Genomic DNA, 18,669 nt, shown 5'->3' with positions numbered 1-18,669 from the left:
CCAAAATCGGCAGGTCGGCAGTTTTGAACGCGGCGTTTCCCCCGTTTTTCGACTGTTAGCGCTAATTTCTCAGCGGTTCGCGCCCGGCACCCAGAGCACGTCTTCCTTGCCCGCGTTATTGGCCATACGCGCGGCGACGAAGAACCAGTCGCTGAGACGGTTCAGATAGGTGACACAGGCCGGGTTGATTGCCGTTTGCTCTGATAGCAGAACCGCCAGCCGTTCGGCGCGGCGCGCCACGGTGCGGCAGACATGCAGATGTGCGGCCAGCGCGCGGCCACCGGGCAGGATAAAGCTGCGCAGCGGCTCCAACTCGGTGTTCATCACGTCGATCTCGCGTTCAAGCCGGTCGACCTGTTCTTGCGTGACCCGCAGGGGCGGGTACTCTGCATCGCGGTCGGCTTCCATATCGGGGCGGCAAAGGTCGGCGCCCAGATCAAAAAGGTCGTTCTGGATGCGGGCCAGTGCTTCGTCCGTGGCGTCGGTGGCTTCGAGCCGGGCAACGCCGACAAAACAGTTCAACTCATCCGAGGTGCCATAGGCCTCGACCCGCGCGTCATGTTTGGCGACACGGTCGCCATTGCCAAGCGCGGTCGTGCCCTTGTCCCCGGTGCGGGTGTAAATTTTGTTCAGTACAACCATCAGATCGTGCCCCCTCGGAAATAGACATAGGCAAGGATCAGCAGCACGGCGATGAACTGCGCGATGATCCGCCAGCGCATCAGCTTGTTGGCGTTGCGTTTGTTGAATTTGCCCCCCGTGGCAAAGCCGCCCAGCCCCATCAGGAGCACGACGGCGACCGCCACGACGGCAAGTAGGACGATCACGAAAAACGGATCATTTGGCATGGGCTGTCCTTTCGTTGCCCCGAGATGTAGCGGCGCGGGGCAGTCGCGCAACCAAAATCAGCGGCTGGTGACCCAGTCCAGCGCCCGCGTCGGCAGGATACGCCGCAAAACACCGGCGATATGGGTTGGGGTTGTGACGAAATAGCGCGGGCGGGGTCGGGGGGATTCGACGGCATGGGCCAGTTTTTCGACCACCGCCTCGGGCGGGAGTTCGAAACGGTCCTTTTTGCCGCTATCGTCATAGAGCCGGGGGCGCATGGTGGCCTCATACTCCGCCGCGCGGGGGCTGTTTTTCCAGTCGATCCAACGCTCGAAGCGCGGGATCGCCTTGGTCCGCAGCTTTGAGGTGACGGGGCCGGGTTCGATCAGGATCAACTCTACCCCCGTGCCGCGCATTTCAAGCCGCAGGGTGTCGGTCAGCCCCTCCAGCGCGAATTTCGTGGAGTTATACGCCCCGCGCCATGGCATCGCCACCATGCCAAGCACCGAAGAACATTGCACGATCCGCCCATGCCCTTGATTGCGCATCACCGGGATCACCGCGCGGGTCAGGCTGTGCCAGCCAAAGAAATTCGCCTCGAATATCTCGCGCAGCGCATCGGTGGGAAGGTCTTCGACCAGTCCGGGCGTGGCGTGGGCGCCGTTGTTAAAGACAGCATCCAAGGTGCCGCCGGTTTGCTCTAGTACTTGGGCGAGGGCCGTTTGGATGCTGGCCTCATCGGTATAATCGAGACGGGGCGCGTCGAACCCTTCGGCGCTCAGCCGGTCGCAATCCGCCTGTTGGCGGCAGGCGGCAAAGACGCGCCAGCCGCGGGCGCGCATGCCATGGGCAGCGGCATAGCCGATGCCGCTGGAACAACCGGTGATGAGGATGGAACGGGTCGCAGACATGCAAAGGGCCCTTCATTTGAAAGGCCCTTCATCGCGCGATGCTGTAAGATTGGCAAGTTAGCCGTTGTTGAGCAGGAAGTCCGCCATCCAGCCGGATGCCGTGCCGTCGACGCTGCGAAAGCGCACCCAACCGGCACCGTTGTCTTCGACCACCTCTACAGCGTCACCTTTGCCCAGTTTGCCAACCACGCCGAAGTTTGTGCCCGGCCCACCGCGAACATTGACGCGGGTGCCATTCACTTTGCGGATGTCGGCCTGCGTGGTGCTGACATAGGTCGTGCCGTTGTCGGTGGCGTTGATCAGGCTTGGAATGACGACTGGCGCATTGGCGCTTGTGGTCGAATAGGCGGCCTTTTCCACTTTGGGGGTGCTGGTGCTGACAGCTTTGACGACTTTCGCGCCAGCGCGGTCTGCGGGGGTGGCCACGGCTTTTTGCACCATCGCGTCAGTGGCCTGCGGCAAGTCGCTGAGGGTCGTAAGGTTCAGCGCCACGCGGGTCGCAGTCACATCTCGTGCCGGGGCGCGTTCGGCGAAGGGGGTGATGGGGCTTTCGGCCTTGCGGGCTGCATTTGCCGCGGCGGCGGTGACAAGGTTGGACGAGGTCGTGCCGGCTTCTGCGCTGGCGATCAGCGCGGATGCTGCTGTCTCAGAGCTGGCCATCTGCGGGCCTGCTGGCACGAAATCCGCCCCGCCGCTCATCTCGTAGAATGCCCAGCCCATGAAACCAAATGTCAAAAAGATGAACCGTTTCATTTTGCTGTTCCTTGTCCCGTGTCAAAACCATGTTGCTGTTGAGAGACCAACGCGAAACTTCGCGAATGGTTCAATTCCGATTGGCAAGAATTCGCATATCCGGAAAGTATTGCTTTTTTCTCACTTGAAACCGTGTTGGCGACCTTTTTCCCGAGTCGACTGCGGGCAAACGGCGGGCAATCTGTCGCTTGCCCGCTCTGCCGTGCTTGGCTAAAAGACCCGTCATGTCAGACATAAGCACACCCCCAGAACTCGACCCGAATGACCTGTCCGAGCCGCTGCGCCGCGCCTTGGGAGAGCGGTATCTGACCTATGCCTTGAGCACGATCATGCACCGGGCGCTGCCCGATGCGCGCGATGGGTTGAAACCGGTGCACCGCCGCATCCTATACGCCATGCGCGAGTTGCGGCTGTCCTCGACGGGCGGCTTCCGTAAGTCGGCGAAGATTTCGGGCGACGTGATGGGGAACTATCACCCGCATGGCGATGCCGCGATCTATGACGCGATGGCGCGTCTGGCGCAGGATTTCAACGTGCGCTATCCGCTGGTCGACGGGCAGGGCAACTTTGGCAACATCGACGGCGATAACCCGGCGGCCTCGCGCTATACCGAGGCGCGGATGACCGCCGTGGCCGAAGCCATGTTGGAAGGGCTGAACGAGAACGCGGTCGATTTCCGTGAGAATTACGACGGCACGCTGACCGAACCGGTGGTGCTGCCCGCGCAGTTTCCGAATCTGCTGGCCAATGGCTCTTCGGGCATCGCCGTGGGCATGGCCACGAACATTCCGCCGCATAACATTGCCGAGCTGTGTGACGCCTGTATTCACCTGATCAAGACGCCCGACGCCCGCGACGAGACGTTGTTGAACTACGTCCCCGGCCCGGATTTCCCCACCGGTGGCGTGATCGTCGAGCCGCCTGAGAATATCGCCAATGCCTACCGCACGGGCCGCGGCTCTTTCCGGCTGCGTTGTCGTTGGGAGGTTGAGGACCTTGGCCGGGGCGCTTGGCAGATTGTTGTTACCGAGATTCCCTATCAGGTTCAGAAATCCAAGCTGATCGAAAAGATCGCCGAACTGATCCAGACCAAGAAGATCCCGATTCTTGCCGATGTCCGCGACGAATCCGCCGAAGACATCCGCATGATCATCGAGCCGCGCTCGAAGAACGTCGATCCGAACGTTCTGATGGGGATGCTGTTCCGTAACTCGGACCTTGAGGTGCGCTTCTCGCTCAACATGAACGTGTTGATCGATGGCCAAACGCCCAAGGTCTGCTCGCTCAAGGAAGTGTTGCGCGCTTTCCTCGACCACCGGCGCGAGGTGCTGCAACGCCGCTCGCGGCACCGGATGGACAAGATCGACCACCGGCTTGAGGTGCTGCAGGGCCTGATCACGGCCTTCCTGAACCTTGACCGGGTGATCGAGATCATCCGCTACGACGACGACCCCAAAGCCGCCTTGATGTACGAGGATTGGAGCCGCGCGCATCAGGATACGCTGAGCCGCGCGATGGACGAATCCGCCTATGTCTCGCCCTTGGCGGGGGTCGATGTGTCGAAACTGGCGGTCATCGCGGATGCCGAGGCCGAAGCCACCGGCGTGCTGACTGAGAGCGGTGACACCCGCGCCATCCCGCACAGCTATGCAGGCCGCGAGAATGGCCTGTCGGATGTGCAGGCCGAGGCGGTCCTCAACATGCGCCTGCGGTCCTTGCGGCGTTTGGAAGAAGACGCGCTGGTGAAAGAGCGTGACACGCTGATGACCGAACGCGCGGGGCTCGAAGACCTGCTGGAGAGCGACGACCTGCAATGGTCCACCATCGCTGACCAACTGCGCGCGACGAAAAAGCAGTTCGGCAAGGACTGGGTGATCGACGGCGTCAAGCGCGGCCAGCGTCTGACCGAATTCGACACCGCCGGAGAGGTCGAGGACGTGCCGATCGAGGCGATGATCGACCGCGAGCCGATCACCGTGGTCTGCTCCCAGATGGGCTGGATCCGCGCCATGACCGGCCATATCGACCTGAACCGCGAATTGAAGTTCAAGGACGGCGACGGCCCGCGCTTTATCTTCCATGCCGAAACAACGGACCGGTTACTGGTCTTCGGTTCGAACGGGCGTTTCTACACCGTTTCCGCCGCCAACCTGCCCGGCGGGCGCGGCATGGGCGAGCCTCTGCGTCTGATGGTTGATCTGCCCAACGAAGTGCAGATCGTGTCACTCTTTATCCACCAGCCGGGGCGCAAGCTGTTGGTTGCCTCGACGGCAGGCGATGGTTTCGTGGTGCCCGAGGATGACGTCGTGGCCCAGACCCGCAGCGGCAAACAGGTGCTCAACGTGCGTGGCGAAGGCGTCTCGGCGCTGGTCTGTCATCCGGTGTCGGGTGATAGCGTCGCCACCGTGGGCGAGAACCGCAAGGTGCTGGTCTTTGGCCTGGATGAATTGCCCGAGATGGGCCGGGGCAAGGGCGTGCGCCTGCAGAAGTACAAGGATGGCGGCCTGTCGGACGCCACGACCTTCACGCGGGAAGCGGGCCTCAGCTGGCAAGACCCGGCGGGCCGGACACGTACCGAGGCCGATCTGGCAGAATGGACCGGCAAGCGCGCAAGCTCGGGCCGGATGGCGCCGCGCGGCTTCCCGCGCGACAACAAGTTCACGTGAAACAGCCGCGCCTTTCGGGGCGCGGTCAGTCCAGCGGCTCGGCGGTCATCCAGACGCCGCCCTCGGGGCGCAGGGTCAGGATCATCACCGGCTCCGGGTCCTTTCCCGGCACAGGGGTGAACTTGAACCGCCCCAGCAGGGTGGCGAGGATGATCACCGCCTCCTGCAACGCAAAGCTCGCCCCAATGCAGATGCGCGGTCCGTCCCCGAAGGGCAGATAGGCATAGCGGTCAATCGCCTTGCGGTCGGCGAAGCGCTCGGGCCGGAAAGCATCGGGATCGTCCCAAAGCAGTTCATTGCGGCCTAGCGCGTAGATCGGGATCATCACCGTGTCGCCGGGGCGAATTTCGCGGTCGCAGAGCCTGTCGTGCTTTTGCGCCGTGCGCGAAATAATCCCGGCGGCGGGGTAGAGCCGCAGCGCCTCGTCGATGATCATCCGCACCAAGGGCAGTTTGTCCACATCGTCCCCGGTGCAGGCACGGCCTTGCAGCACATCGCGCACCTCGGCGCGGGCGCGCGCCTGCATCTCGGGGTCGAACCCCATGAGGTACATCGACCAAGCCAGCGTCAGCGCCGTTGTCTCATGCCCCGCGACGATGAAGGTCAAAAGGTTATCGCGCAGCTCTCCGGTGTTCATCTGGCGCTTGGTCTTGGGGTCCTCGCCCTCCAGCAGCAGGTCTAGCAGATCGGGCGTGCCGTCATGGCCGCGCGCCACCCGCGCTTCGATCGCCTGATCGGCCATCGCCTTCATCTGCTTCAGCGCCTGACCGGACATCATCCGCCCCGGACGTGGCAGCCAATCGGGCAGGCCGAGGATATCGAAGAGGCTGATCTTACCCGCCTCGGCGATATAGTCGTCGATGGCGCCATGCACCTTGTCGCGGTCAAAGGTGCCATCGCCTGAGAAGGTCACGTCGCCGATCACCTCGAAAGTCGTTGTCACCATTTCATCGAGCATGTTGACCGCGCGCGGCCCGGCTTTGGCGATGCGCTTGGCCGAGCGGTCGGCGGCGGCGCTCATCACCGGGGCGAGGTTGCGCACGTTGCGCTGCGAAAAGACAGGGGCCGCCGCCCGGCGCTGCCAGCGCCAATGCGCGCCCTCTGCAATGAAGAGCGATTCCCCGATGGCCGGGCGCAGCAGGTTCTTGGTGACATCGGACTTCGGGTAGTCCTCCAGCCGGTCGAGCAGGATTTCCCGGATAGCACCCGGATCCATCACCATATGCCAGCGCTTGCCGGTCTTGCCCGAAACCATGGGCTGGGTGGTGGCGATCTTGGGGATGATGCTCAGCACGTTGCGCCGGGCCATCTGCAAACTGCCGAGCATTCCCACAGGCTCGGTCACCAGCGGTACGCGCACGGGCAGGGGGGATGGTTGGGTCATGATGCTGTCCTCACTCATATCCAAGATAGACCGGACCGGCAGGCGCGCAACTGCGGCAAATGATTGCGCCCCTCCCGGCCATCGGCTACCCCTTTTCGAAATCTTAACGCCCCCGAAGGATTGCCCATGTTCCGAGTTCTTGCCCTGTTGACCTTCGTCGCGACGCTGGCCGCCTGCAACGGGGCCTCCGACCTCGACAAAGCGCCGACCCCGCTGGGGGACTTCAACCTGCACCACAATATCGTCGTGGCGCCCAAAGCGCAGAAGGGGCCGCTGAGCCGCGAGGTCAGCAAAGAAGAATTGGCCGAGGCCGTGCGCGCCGCCACCGCCGAACGCTTCGACCGCTACGATGGGGAACGTCTCTATCACTTCGGCATCAGCGTCGAAGGCTACGTGCTGGCACAGCCGGGCATCCCACTGGTCTTTGCCCCGAAATCGATCCTGATCCTTAACCTCACGGTCTGGGATGACGCGAAGAACATGAAGCTGAACCCCGAGCCGCATCAGATCACTGTCTTCGAATCCCTCGATCAGGGCCCGGTTGTTGGCTCGGGCTATACCAAATCTGCCGAAGAGCAGCTCAAGAACCTCAGCCAGAACGCGGCCAAGTCGATCGAGACCTATCTAGTCAAGCAAAACCGCGAAGAGGGTTGGTTCAGCGGTGGTGTGGCATCGTCGCCTGCCGGGGAGCCGGAGGATAAATAACCCCCTATCAAGGCGCGCCGAACCGCTGCCGCATGGCCCCGATGGGCTTTAAGTGGCCCCAAGACGCAAGTCACGCTTGATTTTACCGCCCGAACCCAATACATCGCCCGCCAGATAGGGTTCGGGTCCCCGTTGGGGCCCCTCAATTAAAAGGGCGCCACCATGGCAAAGGCAAAGTTTGAACGTAACAAGCCACACGTCAACATCGGCACAATCGGCCACGTTGACCACGGTAAAACCACGCTGACCGCGGCGATCACCAAATACTTCGGTGACTTCCAAGCGTACGACCAGATCGACGGCGCGCCCGAAGAAAAGGCCCGCGGCATCACCATCTCGACCGCGCACGTTGAGTATGAAACCGAAGCACGTCACTACGCCCACGTCGACTGCCCCGGCCACGCTGACTATGTGAAAAACATGATCACCGGTGCGGCTCAGATGGACGGCGCGATCCTCGTCGTGAACGCGGCCGACGGCCCGATGCCCCAGACGCGTGAGCACATCCTGCTCGGCCGTCAGGTTGGCATCCCCGCCATGGTCGTCTTCATGAACAAAGTTGACCAGGTCGACGACGAAGAGCTGCTGGAGCTCGTCGAGATGGAGATCCGCGAGCTGCTGTCTTCCTACGACTACCCCGGCGACGACATCCCCGTTGTGCCCGGTTCCGCTCTGGCGGCGATGGAAGGCCGTGACGAGAACATCGGCGAGAACGCGATCCGCAAGCTGATGGAAGAAGTCGACAACTACATCCCGACACCAGAGCGTGCTGTTGACCAGCCGTTCCTGATGCCCGTCGAAGACGTGTTCTCGATCTCTGGCCGTGGTACCGTTGTGACAGGTCGTGTTGAGCGTGGCGTGATCAACGTTGGCGACGAAATCGAAATCGTCGGCATCCGCGACACCAAGAAAACCACCTGCACCGGTGTGGAAATGTTCCGCAAGCTGCTGGACCGTGGTGAAGCAGGCGACAACATCGGCGCGCTGCTGCGTGGCGTTGAGCGTGACGGCGTTGAGCGCGGTCAGGTTCTCTGCAAGCCCGGTTCTGTGAACCCGCACACCAAGTTCGAAGCCGAAGCCTACATCCTCACCAAAGAGGAAGGTGGCCGTCACACGCCGTTCTTCGCGAACTACCGTCCGCAGTTCTACTTCCGTACAACTGACGTGACCGGCACCGTTCAGCTGGCAGAAGGCACCGAGATGGTCATGCCCGGCGACAACGTGTCCTTCGGCGTTGAGCTGATCGCACCGATCGCCATGGAAAACGGCCTGCGCTTCGCGATCCGCGAAGGTGGCCGTACGGTTGGCGCGGGCGTCGTTTCCAAAATCACTGAGTGATTTTGGGCGGGGCCTTCGGGCCTGACGTCAGAGAGATTTGAAAGGCCGCAGCGTTTGCTGCGGCCTTTTGCTTTTGTGGGGGAGGGGGCGCCTACGGCCCTTGAAACGAAAAAAGGCCGGCTCCTATAAGAGCCGGCCTTTCTCATTCATATCTATCGCATTCACGCGGCGTCTGCGTTCACACCGCCCTTGGTCGCAATCTCGGTCACCCGGCGGTCGCCGTCATAGGTGTGGTCAAGCTGCTCTTGAAGCTGCGCGCCGTCTTCATCCTCGCCCAAGCGATTGGCGAAGGCCACAACGCAGCCGTATCCGGCCAATGCGTAATGCACCATGCGTTGATACTGTGTGATGATCATCGCATCGCGGGCGTCGTTGTCGCCAAAGTCTTCTTCCAGCACATGTTTATGCGCCTCTTTTACAAGACCCTCCATGCCGTGGCAGTGCTCTGCGTCGGGGTCGAGGTCATGTTTCGCACAGATGGACTTCAGCACATCCATCCCCTTGGCGATCCCGTTGCTGCCATCGATCAGCGCTTCCGACAGTTCCTTGTCTTCCGCCGCACGACCCAGTGCGTTGGTCGCTTCGAGCGACTGCTTGCAGGCAGAGTAGAGGTCTTGCAGTTGGTCGGTGTAGACGTCTTTGAGATTGTTCATAGTCATCGGTCGTCCTCCAATTTCGGGCTTGGTTCGACGAGAAAACGTAAGCTGGCCGTGCAATGTTCCCCAAAGAAGAGAATATCGCCGGAAAGGTCAGATCTGCTCTTGATCCGCCGCCCGTTTGCGACTACCCAAACCCCCGGCATAGGGGTTTAGCTCAGTTGGTAGAGCATCGGTCTCCAAAACCGAGGGTCGTGGGTTCGAGTCCCTCAGCCCCTGCCAGCCGCATCAACTTAAGCAATTACAGTAGGTTATCGCGGAGCTCGTCCGGGATTCGTTACAGTTTTCCGTAGCATTGTTGAGTGCAGCTCTTACCAAGCTCATCAAATTTAGACGCGCAAAGCACGTGAAGGCACGTTTCGGTTTCGCGAATCTGGTATCGGGCGGGAGATTCTCCGGGTTTGGCGCGGGTTTCTGGTTCGCAGTACAGCGCTGGTTCCAGGCCTGGAGCATGCTTCGAAGCCTCCAGCATGCTATTGGCGGAGCTGCAGCAGCACTGACGATGGTAATTAGCGCGTTCAGTGGCGAAGCGCATGCTTAAGGAAGCCTCCGCCTGGATCGGTTGAAGTGCCGCATTGTTGGCCCTGTACGTTCTCGCGCACCGTGCGCCCTATCCTCTGGATAGTCGTGCGTCGTCTTCAACGGATGCTGGGCCATATCTGTATTCCCTGATTATCCGGAGCTGCTATCAGCGAGGGAGACGGATGTTCGGGGCCCTTGAGAATTTACTTGCAAATAACTTTCCGTAAGATGTTGGTCGACCGCATTTGGGAGGGGCTAATCAACGTAGCTCGGTACGCAACCTTTTTTACCGAGGCGGTCTAGCTTGTTTTATTTAGTTTGAGAACGGAGAACAGATGATTGCCAAACGATCCACAAAGGGCTTGATGGGAGCTGCGATTTTCGCCGTCAACTTCGGCTTACCGCACGCACCCGCTTGGTCCCAGTCGCAAACCGATCAGGTTGCATTATTAGAGGGGGAAATCAGCGCGCTAGAGGAGGAAATTTCAGCTTCCGAGGCTGCGGAGGCCAATTACTCGGGTGGCGTTCTGAAGGCAATCTCAACGCTCAATACCGAGACGCTACGCCTCACTCAATCGGTTCTGCAAGCACGCAAAGTGGCAGAAGAAACTGGCGCACCAATTGAAATCACGATTCCGGCAGTCCAACCTGATCCCGAGCTTGCTGAGAGCATCTTGGCAGACCTGCAAGCGCAACAGGCTATTGTCGATACCGCACGTGAGGAGGCAGCTGGTTCAACAGGGCTTGTCGCTGCTATGGCGATGACGCGGTATGAAACTGAACGCCTAACGCTTTCTCAGCTCCGGCAATCTTGGTACCGAGCGGCATACGGGATTGCCTTTCCTATGACAGGAGAGCCAACTAGTCCAGTCGTAAGACCTGATACCGCTACTGAGGTAGATATTGATAGCAACGCGGCAGCAGAGGTTTCCCCTCCTGCCTGGGCGAATAGTGATTTTCCTGAGATTGATTATACCGCTGCAGTATTTGAACAACTGAACGATGAAGGGTTCGATCTAGTTGGTTGGTGGGGCGTTCAACGCAGTCGGGCTGCTATTGATGACTCCCCTCAAGTTTTTGCTTTGAATGTTTCAGACTGGCCTGAGGGATTTGCAATGAGTCACCCATCGCTTCAGGCCGCCTGTATTGAGAAAGAACCGCGCGTTATCTACAACGCGGATTCATATCTTATGACAGATTTCAACTCGAACACATTGCCGGTCACTGTTCGTATTGGCGATGCTGAAGCGCGACGCGAGCGGTGGTCAAAGTTGACTTCTAGCAAAGGCGCGGGTTTGTTTGGTGCTGAAGCCGTGCGGTTTATGGTAAGCCTGATGGAGGAAGAGAAGCTCTTTCTGAGGCTTGAAGAGAAGAACGGAAAGTCGCACGATCTGACGGTGAAGCTTGAGGGCGCAGCAAGCGTCTTCAAGGCGGTTGCTGATGCTTGCCAAGTCTCTTTGCTGGACTTAGGCCCTGACGATTACCGCGCTATCCAAGCGTTGTTGAATGCCGGTGGCTACGACGCAGGGACGCCAGATGGTCAATGGGGGCCTGGATCGCGCGCTGCCATGTTACGTTATCAAGCAGCAGAAGGTCTCGAAGAGACGGGAACTCCCAACGAGAGCACGCTAGAGCGAATGGGGGTTAGCTTGGGCGATTCCTAGGAGCATGAGCCGCTCGAGAGGTCACAATGTTGCGGTCTAAGCCGAAGGCACGTTTACTAGTGTCGGCGCTTCGCGCCTCCTCAAGCTTCGGAAATTTGACAGTTTAGGCGCTTCGCGCCTTGCAAACTGTCAAATTTCCTCGCTTGGTTCCCCTTCATTGACTGCTATGCTGCTGGCTTCTGCACCATAGCACACAACAGGCGCATACTGTGGGTATGTCCTGCGTTGTACTAATCTGATCAGTGAGGGTGTTCCGGGGAGATACCCGCGGTAACCAAGCACACCTCTAACTCACCTGATGGGGTGGGCTGAAGAGGCCGATCATATGCTGCATCTGCGATCGGTCATTTGTGTTTGGGAATTTGTGTTTGGGAATTTGTGTTCGTAGATTTGTGTTTGCAAATTTGCGTTTTTGAATTTTGCGCCGCGGTTCAGCTCCCGCGATATTTATAGCCAACAGAGACTGCATATTCGGCTGAGGCCTGGGGGATAATTAACCCCTTCGTGCAGTAGTTGACGACGCCTTTTGTGCCAATCGTCCGAGTGACTGCATCGCCCTTGCTTGCGATGCTCTTCCAGTTTTCATGCGCTTGCCAATCTAGCCCCCTCAGCACGATTCCTCGCGGGCCTTTCCCGTGGGATGCCGCGAGAGCTCTGTTTAGGTTCGATTTTCTCTCTGCGCTCAGGTCTGGCGATACTCGAAACAAGACATGCCAGTGGAACTCTGACTTCAGACCTTCTGCAAACGCAATCCATTCGCAGCCCATAGATTCGCGTCGCTTGTTCCATCGCTTGCCTATCATGGCACGATCCATCCTTTGCCCCCACTTGTCTAAGAGTTCTCTACCCTTTTGCGGCGAACATAGGGGATCATGTGTGGCAAGCGTAATGAAGTGCGTGAAGGTGTCTTGATCAAGCCAGGTTCGTAGGGCGTCCCGAAGAGCTAGTTGGCGAGCGGTCATATGTAGTACTCTCCATAGCGAGTGCCTGCTCGGTAGATCATGTTGGTTTTCACATCATGTCCTGCCTGGCGAAGGTGGTGGATGATCACGGCGAGCCGAAAGATACCCCAGCGCGCTAAAGCGTCGTGGGCAGTAATCCTCTCGCCTCGTTTAAGCGCCGCCAGTATTTGAGGGGTTGCAGCATGCTTTTTCATGACGCCGCCTCATCCTGCTTCCTTGCAGCGCAAATTGCCAAGTCTAATGCCATAGCGATCCTGTAGGCACTCCTAGACGCGATCGTTGTTCGCGGGCCTGTAGGTTTGCCTGATGCTATGTTGATCGCTTGAAAGAGTATCCCCTGGCCTTGCCGCCGAACGTATACCGGCTTGCCCAAGTGAGTTCCTCCAATGCAGAAGCTTCCACCTGACGTTGGCATGTCATAGAGGCTGCGACGAACCGCTTCGGCTTCGTCTATAGTTACGTAGGTGGGTATTATTTCACCGAGCCCGAGATCGAGGCCTACCAGGACTTCAGTGCGCTCCACGCCGAACGCTGCGATGTTTAAACGCCAGCTTTCTGGTAGAAGTGCATTAGCCGCGCTCATAAGGCGAGCTTCTTCAGGGGCTCCGCTAGATTGGAAGTATTCTTCGATCTCGGGAACTAATACATGGTCGATGGCGTACTCAGCCGCTGCCTTCGCAGATATGCCGGAAAGTTCCGAATATTGTCGGAGCAACGTAGAGTATTCAGCGCTAATTGAAACGGTCGTCGTGGTTTTCATTGGTGTTGCCCTTGTTCAAGTTTGTGTTGCAATTATAACACACTTCGCCTTAGTTGGGAAGGGGAGTGCGTGCGGAAAATGACGCACAGTATTGTATTTTATGGGCTTTTCTAAGACTTCCCATTTTAGACCTCTCCACCATTTACTACGCCGAACGATCGCTAGCTCGCTCTCAGCGGAGCGGGGGCGACTATCAGACTAGTAAGTCGATCTTTGTCAGTGGGGGCGCGTCGGTGCGCAAATGTCTTAGGATGGGAAAACCAAGTTTCTTTGGCTCATCGCATGCCAGGGGTAGACAGAAGGCATATGTACACCCAGGTCGTCCGTTTCAAGTTGAGCGAGCTCGTTTTTGCAAATTTCACCTTGGAGCGAGCATTGCTGTCTTCACGGCCGATGTCTGCGCTATTAGCATCTGGGCGGATGGAGAGCGCCGCTATGAGCACGACAGAAAAGGGCAATAGGTTAGAAGACCAGCTGTATGACTACCTAAATGAACAGCTAGTCTCTGATGGGCTGATCTATGGCATCTACCCGGCACACCTTTGCAAGGTTCACAGGAAGAAGAAGTATTACTGTAATGAACGGAAGGGGGATGTCGAGTTCGACATTGTCATCGAGGTGCGCCGTGATAGCAGTGCTGAGCCTCACATCCGGGTAGTGTTCGAGTGTAAGAACCATCAAAAACCTATACAAGAGCGCGATGTAACGGACTTCTCTGATAAAATCAGGCGTGTTTTTGGCCATGGAGCGAAGGGCGTAGTTGTGTGTTCTTCTAGGCTCCAGTCAGGTGCTGAGAACTTCGCAAGAAGTAGAAAGTTGGGCATTGTAAAGTTTGATGCTAACGGTACGGAGATTGTAGCGGACCGCCGCGCTGTAGTTCTGGCGGAAAGCGAATTTGTAGAAAGGCAAATATTTGAGAGTTTAAGGCAGACGAAGCCTCTAAAACTATCGGCCTATTCCGACGGTAGCTTCTACGGCTCTATGAGCCAGCTGCTGCAGAGCTTCGACGCCGGAGTGGAGAGCGTTCGGGACCAAGTTATTGGCGCCCCCTCCGACATCGTGAGGTTTCTCCCAGACGCTGACATTCGGGAGGTTGCTAGCGAACTTTTGGGCGGGCTGCGACATCAGTGGGGCGCCGTAAATCTCGAAGAATTATGTGCGAGCTTGGAGCTGCGTTTGTCTTTCTCGGAACGGCACTTCAAGGACGAACAGGGAAACCTCATTCTTGGCTCTGCGAACTTTGGAAAGAGAACGATCGAGGTGAACCAAAACGGAAGCAGGCATCGCGAGAGGTTCACCATTGCCCATGAAATCGGGCATTTTTGTTTGCAACATGATAGATACCTAGTGTCAGAGACTATCATCGAGCGAGACCTCATGGTCGATGTGCAGTCAACTCAGCCATCCAATTTTGAGCGCCTTGAATTCCAGGCCAATATTCTCGCTTCTGAGCTGCTTTTGCCTCTTTCGGAATTTACGACTTGCGTTGAGGCATTGCGGCAGCACCTCCGTATCTACGACAAGGGATTTGGATACATCTTTGTAGACGACCAGCGGATTAACTACACACTGTATTCAGAGTTGCTATCGGCACTCTCAAGCCACTTCGACGTTTCAAAGCAGGCGGTTGAAGTTCGGTTGAAAAGGTTGGGTCTAGTTAACGATGAGCGCCGCGAGACAGGCCCTCAAGCGTTTCGCTCGCGGAATTCCTATTAAAGGGCAAGTGAGCGTCTCCGTGCCTGGCGTGTCTGTTCGATTTGAGTATACTCTATTCGGACAACTATCTGCTGTAGGATAGTGTATTAATAGGGTTATCGAATCAATATTGGGACAGTACTGTTTTGACGGATAGTTAAATAGGACGGTTTCATGCAATGAGCGAATACATTGGTTATGCGCGGGTTAGTGGTAAGCGCCAAAATATTGAATCCCAGATAGCAGCTTTGCGGCGGGCCGGGGTCAAAGAAGAGCATTTATATCAAGAGAAGGTTTCGGGCACGAACCGGAAAGGGAGGACTGAACTGGAAACCTTGCTCACGCGGGGTGTTCGCAGAGGAGACAAGCTCGTAATTACTCGGCTCGACCGGCTCGCTCGTTCTATGCGAGATTTGCAGAACATCGCGCATACGCTTCGGGAAAAGGAGGTCGATCTGGTTGTAACTGAACAGGCTATTGATACAAGTACGCCAGAAGGCCGCCTCTTCTTCAATATGCTCGGAAGTATAGCCGAGTTCGAAACGGAGTTGCGCAAAGCGCGTCAACGGGAGGGCATTGACGCAGCCCTAGCGAAAGGGAGAGCATCTCCCTTTAGGGGGCGCCCGGCAACTATTGATCGTACCAGAGTAGAAGAGCTTCATGCGCAAGGTTTGAGCCCTACTAAGATTGCGAAGAGTATGGGCGTCGCGCGAAGTAGTGTATATCGATACCTGAATCGCTAGCCGTTCATCGGCGGAATGCAAGAAGCATGCCGAATGACCCCTGCATTCCCAGATGGCCAGCTGCCTCTACGATTGCCGGCCTCCCGCGCTCAAACTGGTTTTCGCCTTCATGCGTTTAAGTTTGCGATTTCGGCAGTCTATACGGTCGCTAATCTGGGGGGTACTTAAGCTGGGAGGCGATATGCACCATGGGTACGTGCTCTGAGAAAGCTATGGCGCTTCACCCGAAAGGCCAATGTTCGTCTGTCTCAGGCCCGTCTTCCACGTCGCTATCGTAACCATACCGATCCCGGCTGATCGCGCCTTTTGTCGTTTCTTCAATCGCTGACTTGTGTGCGTTGAAGTCGACTAGCTTTATGCTACGCTTCGCGAGATGGTCGAACTCGGTTGCATAGTCACCAGAGAAACTGGCCTTAGTGAAGCCCTGAGACCGCGCGACGAGGTGAATGAGCCAGTTTGTGTCTGTGGTAGCTAAACCGCTTCCAAGTGCAAGCTTCGGTTTGCGGTCGAGAAGTCCATCGACATACGCTTGCGCGAGTAGCGCGCGGATGTGCCCATTTCTAGACCGAGCTAGCGCTTCAACCATCGCTGCCGGTAGCTGGATCCTGCAAGCTAGAAGGAGCCATGTCATCCAGATGGCCTCGTGGTGATGGTTGAGGGCTAACGCTCGCCCAACAACACTATCGGCTACCGCCATCCACCCCTCTTCATCGATCGTCCCGCCGATTGCTTTCCGCTTTGCCACGAGAAGGCAGGCGTAGTCGATGGCATGCGGGTGTTTTTGTACGATTCGCTGCAGGTAGTGCTCGGAAGTTTCCCATTCGTACCTAGCGTAGAGCCGTGCGTCATCAAAGGACCGGAGTAGGATTTTGATAGGACTATCGGACCCCACTTGATTGGCGGTTTCGACTGCCTCTGAAATCGCGCGTTCAATACGGTCAAGGCTGTGGCCGAATTCTGGTAAACGCACATGCTCCCGAAGACGCTGGGCCCAGAGGTCGTTGATCGGTTCAAGGCTCGATTGAATCGCAGTCTTGTGATCGTTCAGGTCAAGCCTGTAAGCGGCCAGCGTCTCTCGCAAATGAGATAGAACGGACTGGGCATCATGTTCGCTTCGTAGCCCTATGTAGTAGTCATCTACATGGCGAACCGCTCCAATAATTGCCTTGCCAACAACTTGCTCAAGGTCGGCATCAACTCGGCTAAGGACCAACTCGGCAATTAATCGGTGGGCATCTGGACCTATTGGAACTCCTAGGGTTTCTCCCCGCTGGCCATTGCGAACAAAGAAATCAAGGGCGTTGAATGGATTGCCGGCTGATCGCTTGTCAGTATCGGCTTTGGACGCTTCAACCCCGTGCACTGCCCAAGGTATTGAGTGAGTGTATATGCTGGAGAAGCACTTAGCGATGTCGGCGCGGAGAACAAAGGGGGCGTGACCAAGGTTCTCGGATGCCTTGCGAGATAACTCTGAAAGGGAGGCGACCTTTACTGCGCGTTCTGATCCCGGTTCCATGAGTTTTGGCGCTCCTATCGCATAGGGAGAGCGTTCGAAGCCACGCTCAAAGGACCGCCATTTTTTGTGTATGAACGTGGACACATGAAAATAGGAAATAATATTGGGCGTCGCAAAATCTCGTCGATTTCCGTCATGCTTGGTAGCGTTGTAGGGACACACATCGGTGCGCCGTTCATAGAACCGCTGATTATCGAGCTCTGAGACCAGCCCATAAAAGGCACGTTTTGCGTCAGTAGAGACAAAGCAGGGAGGTAAGGTTTCTGGGTAGAGACCCGAATTAATGAGGTGGAAACGACTATGCATCTGTCTAAGTTAGTAGACCGGATAGGTCGAAGGCAATTAGAAGTGCGCACGGGATGAGGGAATATTTGACGAGCAGCGCTGGGGATAAAGAAAGAGGCATGGCGGGACGGTTCGTCTGAAACGAAGGTTCCGCTGTGGTGTCGACCCTTGTGCTCAATTTGACTGGGATTTTCCTAGATGGTTAAGGTCGAGCCCATTGAACTTTATGTGCTCGATGTGCTCCTTTCGCTTGCTGATGCTGTAAGTCGGACTGTTCCTGTAACCTTTTGTGGTTGTCGTCTCTTCGTGTCCGACGAGGGGCCCTATTTCATTGTCGGTTAGCTCCTTCGACATCCGCTCAATTGCGCTATGCCGAAACGAATGAAATGTTGGACAATGCCCCCGTGTGTCTGCCTCAAACTTCAGTTGGCCAAAGTACTTCCCGAACCATTTGGAGGCTCCGTCGAAGTATCCCCGTGGGGTTCGTTTAAGTTCTGGGAAGAGGCGGGTTTGCCCTCGTTTGCGCTGGGCGCTAACGAACTCTAGAAATCCAAGTCTCTGCAGTTCAGAGTGTATAGGAACGATGCGACTAGACCATCCAGTTTTGACGCTCTTGTCGTCCCCGCCTTCATCGTTGATGTCGAAGTAATGTATTCCTTCTGATGAGCGTATGTCGTTGACATGGAGCTGGGCCAGTTCTCCGAGCCTGGCTCCTGAAAATGCCGCGCAGAGGGGCAACCAGTATCGCCAGTCTCGAATCTGGACAGACCCACTCGTGGCGTATTGCACGATGTTCGCGGTTCCTGCGCACCCAGTAAAGAGTGGGGAGTTGAATAATTCGTTGAGTTGTTGATCGCTGAACTCGCCCGCTCGTTTTTGGCTTCTACTGAATACTGGGGTAAGCCCGGAGAACACATTCTCGGTGACTAATCCCTCGTCTGAAAGCCATTGGAAGTAAGTATTGAGGCCCGACACATGCTTCGCGACCGTCCTGGCGCTAATAGTCGGGTGTCCTAGCTCAATACCTTTCTCAACGATATCACTGAACCCAAGGCTCTTAAGCTCTTTGCGCTGGGATGCCTTCTTCGGGAAATTATAAAGCAATTCACGCCAGTTCCTCGCTTCACTCTTAGTAATGCTCGCGACAGGCTTCCGGTGTCCAACAAAGTCAGCAAACAGACGAACCGAGACGCGGCGATCCGCGAGAGTAGCGTCCTTCACGCCTTTTCCACGCTGTCGCTCATGGCTATCCCATAGCTCAACTAGGGAGGGCATGTTGCT

The 18,669-nt window shown here is 57.2% G+C and carries 16 protein-coding genes and 1 tRNA gene (1 of these 17 running past the window's edge); 7 read left to right on the top strand and 10 right to left on the bottom strand.

Annotated elements, in window-relative coordinates:
* Window positions 1-69 precede the first annotated feature (69 nt).
* From K3758_RS15270 to K3758_RS15255, 4 genes are read right to left on the bottom strand one after another with little or no spacing between them, the layout of a single operon-like run.
* On the bottom strand, window positions 70-642 hold the full coding sequence (locus K3758_RS15270) for a cob(I)yrinic acid a,c-diamide adenosyltransferase (protein ID WP_259946378.1): 573 nt from the start codon (window positions 640-642) through the stop codon (window positions 70-72).
* Window positions 642-848 carry a twin transmembrane helix small protein gene (locus K3758_RS15265; protein WP_174860550.1) on the bottom strand — a complete coding sequence of 69 codons (207 nt, stop codon included), beginning with the start codon at window positions 846-848 and terminating at the stop codon, window positions 642-644. The genes K3758_RS15270 and K3758_RS15265 overlap by 1 nt, the downstream gene beginning before the upstream one ends.
* 57 nt (window positions 849-905) lie before the next feature.
* Window positions 906-1,739, bottom strand: a complete 834-nt coding sequence (locus tag K3758_RS15260) for an SDR family NAD(P)-dependent oxidoreductase (protein ID WP_259946377.1) — start codon at window positions 1,737-1,739, stop codon at window positions 906-908.
* 57 nt (window positions 1,740-1,796) lie between these two features.
* Window positions 1,797-2,492 carry an SH3 domain-containing protein gene (locus tag K3758_RS15255; RefSeq protein WP_259946376.1) on the bottom strand — a complete coding sequence of 232 codons (696 nt, stop codon included), beginning with the start codon at window positions 2,490-2,492 and terminating at the stop codon, window positions 1,797-1,799.
* Between the two features lie 224 nt (window positions 2,493-2,716).
* Here K3758_RS15255 and K3758_RS15250 point away from each other — a divergent pair, with 224 nt between their 5' ends.
* On the top strand, window positions 2,717-5,158 hold the full coding sequence (locus K3758_RS15250) for a DNA topoisomerase IV subunit A (RefSeq protein WP_259946375.1): 2,442 nt from the start codon (window positions 2,717-2,719) through the stop codon (window positions 5,156-5,158).
* A gap of 25 nt (window positions 5,159-5,183) precedes the next feature.
* Here K3758_RS15250 and K3758_RS15245 read toward each other — a convergent pair whose 3' ends face one another.
* A complete protein-coding gene (locus tag K3758_RS15245; protein ID WP_259946374.1) occupies window positions 5,184-6,542 on the bottom strand; it encodes a cytochrome P450 in 1,359 nt (452 codons plus the stop codon).
* A gap of 126 nt (window positions 6,543-6,668) precedes the next feature.
* On the opposite strand from K3758_RS15245, the gene K3758_RS15240 reads away from it, so the two are divergent.
* On the top strand, window positions 6,669-7,247 hold the full coding sequence (locus tag K3758_RS15240) for a hypothetical protein (protein ID WP_067623938.1): 579 nt from the start codon (window positions 6,669-6,671) through the stop codon (window positions 7,245-7,247).
* 162 nt (window positions 7,248-7,409) lie between these two features.
* The gene (gene tuf, locus K3758_RS15235) at window positions 7,410-8,585 is read left to right on the top strand and encodes an elongation factor Tu (protein ID WP_067622157.1); all 1,176 of its coding nucleotides are present in this window, start codon (window positions 7,410-7,412) and stop codon (window positions 8,583-8,585) included.
* A 161-nt stretch (window positions 8,586-8,746) separates the two neighbouring features.
* Here the strand turns inward: tuf and K3758_RS15230 are convergent, their stop codons facing one another.
* Entirely contained in the window at window positions 8,747-9,244 is a 498-nt protein-coding gene (locus K3758_RS15230; protein ID WP_259946372.1) for a DUF892 family protein, read from the bottom strand.
* 143 nt (window positions 9,245-9,387) lie between these two features.
* On the opposite strand from K3758_RS15230, the gene K3758_RS15225 reads away from it, so the two are divergent.
* Both K3758_RS15225 and K3758_RS15220 read left to right on the top strand, forming a co-directional pair.
* A tRNA-Trp gene (locus K3758_RS15225) sits at window positions 9,388-9,463 on the top strand.
* Between the two features lie 635 nt (window positions 9,464-10,098).
* Window positions 10,099-11,427: a peptidoglycan-binding protein gene (locus K3758_RS15220; RefSeq protein ID WP_259946371.1), complete on the top strand. Its 1,329-nt coding sequence runs from the start codon at window positions 10,099-10,101 to the stop codon at window positions 11,425-11,427.
* A 958-nt stretch (window positions 11,428-12,385) separates the two neighbouring features.
* Here K3758_RS15220 and K3758_RS15215 read toward each other — a convergent pair.
* Window positions 12,386-12,583: a helix-turn-helix domain-containing protein gene (locus tag K3758_RS15215; protein ID WP_259946370.1), complete on the bottom strand. Its 198-nt coding sequence runs from the start codon at window positions 12,581-12,583 to the stop codon at window positions 12,386-12,388.
* Window positions 12,580-13,149, bottom strand: coding sequence for a hypothetical protein (locus K3758_RS15210; protein WP_259946369.1), 570 nt, complete (start codon window positions 13,147-13,149; stop codon window positions 12,580-12,582). Before K3758_RS15210 ends, K3758_RS15215 begins: the two co-directional genes overlap by 4 nt.
* Window positions 13,150-13,584: 435 nt before the next feature.
* Here K3758_RS15210 and K3758_RS15205 point away from each other — a divergent pair, with 435 nt between their 5' ends.
* Window positions 13,585-14,865: an ImmA/IrrE family metallo-endopeptidase gene (locus tag K3758_RS15205; RefSeq protein ID WP_259946368.1), complete on the top strand. Its 1,281-nt coding sequence runs from the start codon at window positions 13,585-13,587 to the stop codon at window positions 14,863-14,865.
* Between the two features lie 158 nt (window positions 14,866-15,023).
* Window positions 15,024-15,587, top strand: a complete 564-nt coding sequence (locus tag K3758_RS15200) for a recombinase family protein (RefSeq protein WP_259946367.1) — start codon at window positions 15,024-15,026, stop codon at window positions 15,585-15,587.
* A gap of 220 nt (window positions 15,588-15,807) precedes the next feature.
* Here K3758_RS15200 and K3758_RS15195 read toward each other — a convergent pair whose 3' ends face one another.
* Together K3758_RS15195 and K3758_RS15190 are read right to left on the bottom strand one after the other, a co-directional pair.
* Window positions 15,808-17,409 carry an RNA-directed DNA polymerase gene (locus K3758_RS15195; protein ID WP_259946366.1) on the bottom strand — a complete coding sequence of 534 codons (1,602 nt, stop codon included), beginning with the start codon at window positions 17,407-17,409 and terminating at the stop codon, window positions 15,808-15,810.
* 153 nt (window positions 17,410-17,562) lie between these two features.
* On the bottom strand, window positions 17,563-18,669 hold the 3' portion of the coding sequence (locus tag K3758_RS15190) for a DUF6538 domain-containing protein (protein ID WP_259946364.1). It continues 672 nt past the right edge of the window; only the last 1,107 of its 1,779 coding nucleotides appear in the window; its start codon lies off the right edge, out of view; it ends in the stop codon at window positions 17,563-17,565.

Origin of the sequence: Sulfitobacter sp. W002 (assembly GCF_025142135.1) — a bacterium.
In the GTDB taxonomy this organism is placed as follows: Bacteria; Pseudomonadota; Alphaproteobacteria; order Rhodobacterales; family Rhodobacteraceae; genus Sulfitobacter; species Sulfitobacter profundi.
The sequence above is the reverse complement of the archived record's forward strand: the minus strand, read 5'-3'. Positions and strand labels throughout refer to the sequence as shown.

Excerpts from the sequence above, each read along its gene's own strand:
- K3758_RS15270 (WP_259946378.1), bottom strand. The coding sequence starts at position 642 with ATGGTTGTACTGAACAAAATTTACACCCGCACCGGGGACAAGGGCACG.
- K3758_RS15265 (WP_174860550.1), bottom strand. The coding sequence starts at position 848 with ATGCCAAATGATCCGTTTTTCGTGATCGTCCTACTTGCCGTCGTGGCG.
- K3758_RS15260 (WP_259946377.1), bottom strand. The coding sequence starts at position 1,739 with ATGTCTGCGACCCGTTCCATCCTCATCACCGGTTGTTCCAGCGGCATC.
- K3758_RS15255 (WP_259946376.1), bottom strand. The coding sequence starts at position 2,492 with ATGAAACGGTTCATCTTTTTGACATTTGGTTTCATGGGCTGGGCATTC.
- K3758_RS15250 (WP_259946375.1), top strand. The coding sequence starts at position 2,717 with ATGTCAGACATAAGCACACCCCCAGAACTCGACCCGAATGACCTGTCC.
- K3758_RS15245 (WP_259946374.1), bottom strand. The coding sequence starts at position 6,542 with ATGACCCAACCATCCCCCCTGCCCGTGCGCGTACCGCTGGTGACCGAG.
- K3758_RS15240 (WP_067623938.1), top strand. The coding sequence starts at position 6,669 with ATGTTCCGAGTTCTTGCCCTGTTGACCTTCGTCGCGACGCTGGCCGCC.
- tuf (WP_067622157.1), top strand. The coding sequence starts at position 7,410 with ATGGCAAAGGCAAAGTTTGAACGTAACAAGCCACACGTCAACATCGGC.
- K3758_RS15230 (WP_259946372.1), bottom strand. The coding sequence starts at position 9,244 with ATGACTATGAACAATCTCAAAGACGTCTACACCGACCAACTGCAAGAC.
- K3758_RS15220 (WP_259946371.1), top strand. The coding sequence starts at position 10,099 with ATGATTGCCAAACGATCCACAAAGGGCTTGATGGGAGCTGCGATTTTC.
- K3758_RS15215 (WP_259946370.1), bottom strand. The coding sequence starts at position 12,583 with ATGAAAAAGCATGCTGCAACCCCTCAAATACTGGCGGCGCTTAAACGA.
- K3758_RS15210 (WP_259946369.1), bottom strand. The coding sequence starts at position 13,149 with ATGAAAACCACGACGACCGTTTCAATTAGCGCTGAATACTCTACGTTG.
- K3758_RS15205 (WP_259946368.1), top strand. The coding sequence starts at position 13,585 with ATGAGCACGACAGAAAAGGGCAATAGGTTAGAAGACCAGCTGTATGAC.
- K3758_RS15200 (WP_259946367.1), top strand. The coding sequence starts at position 15,024 with ATGAGCGAATACATTGGTTATGCGCGGGTTAGTGGTAAGCGCCAAAAT.
- K3758_RS15195 (WP_259946366.1), bottom strand. The coding sequence starts at position 17,409 with ATGCATAGTCGTTTCCACCTCATTAATTCGGGTCTCTACCCAGAAACC.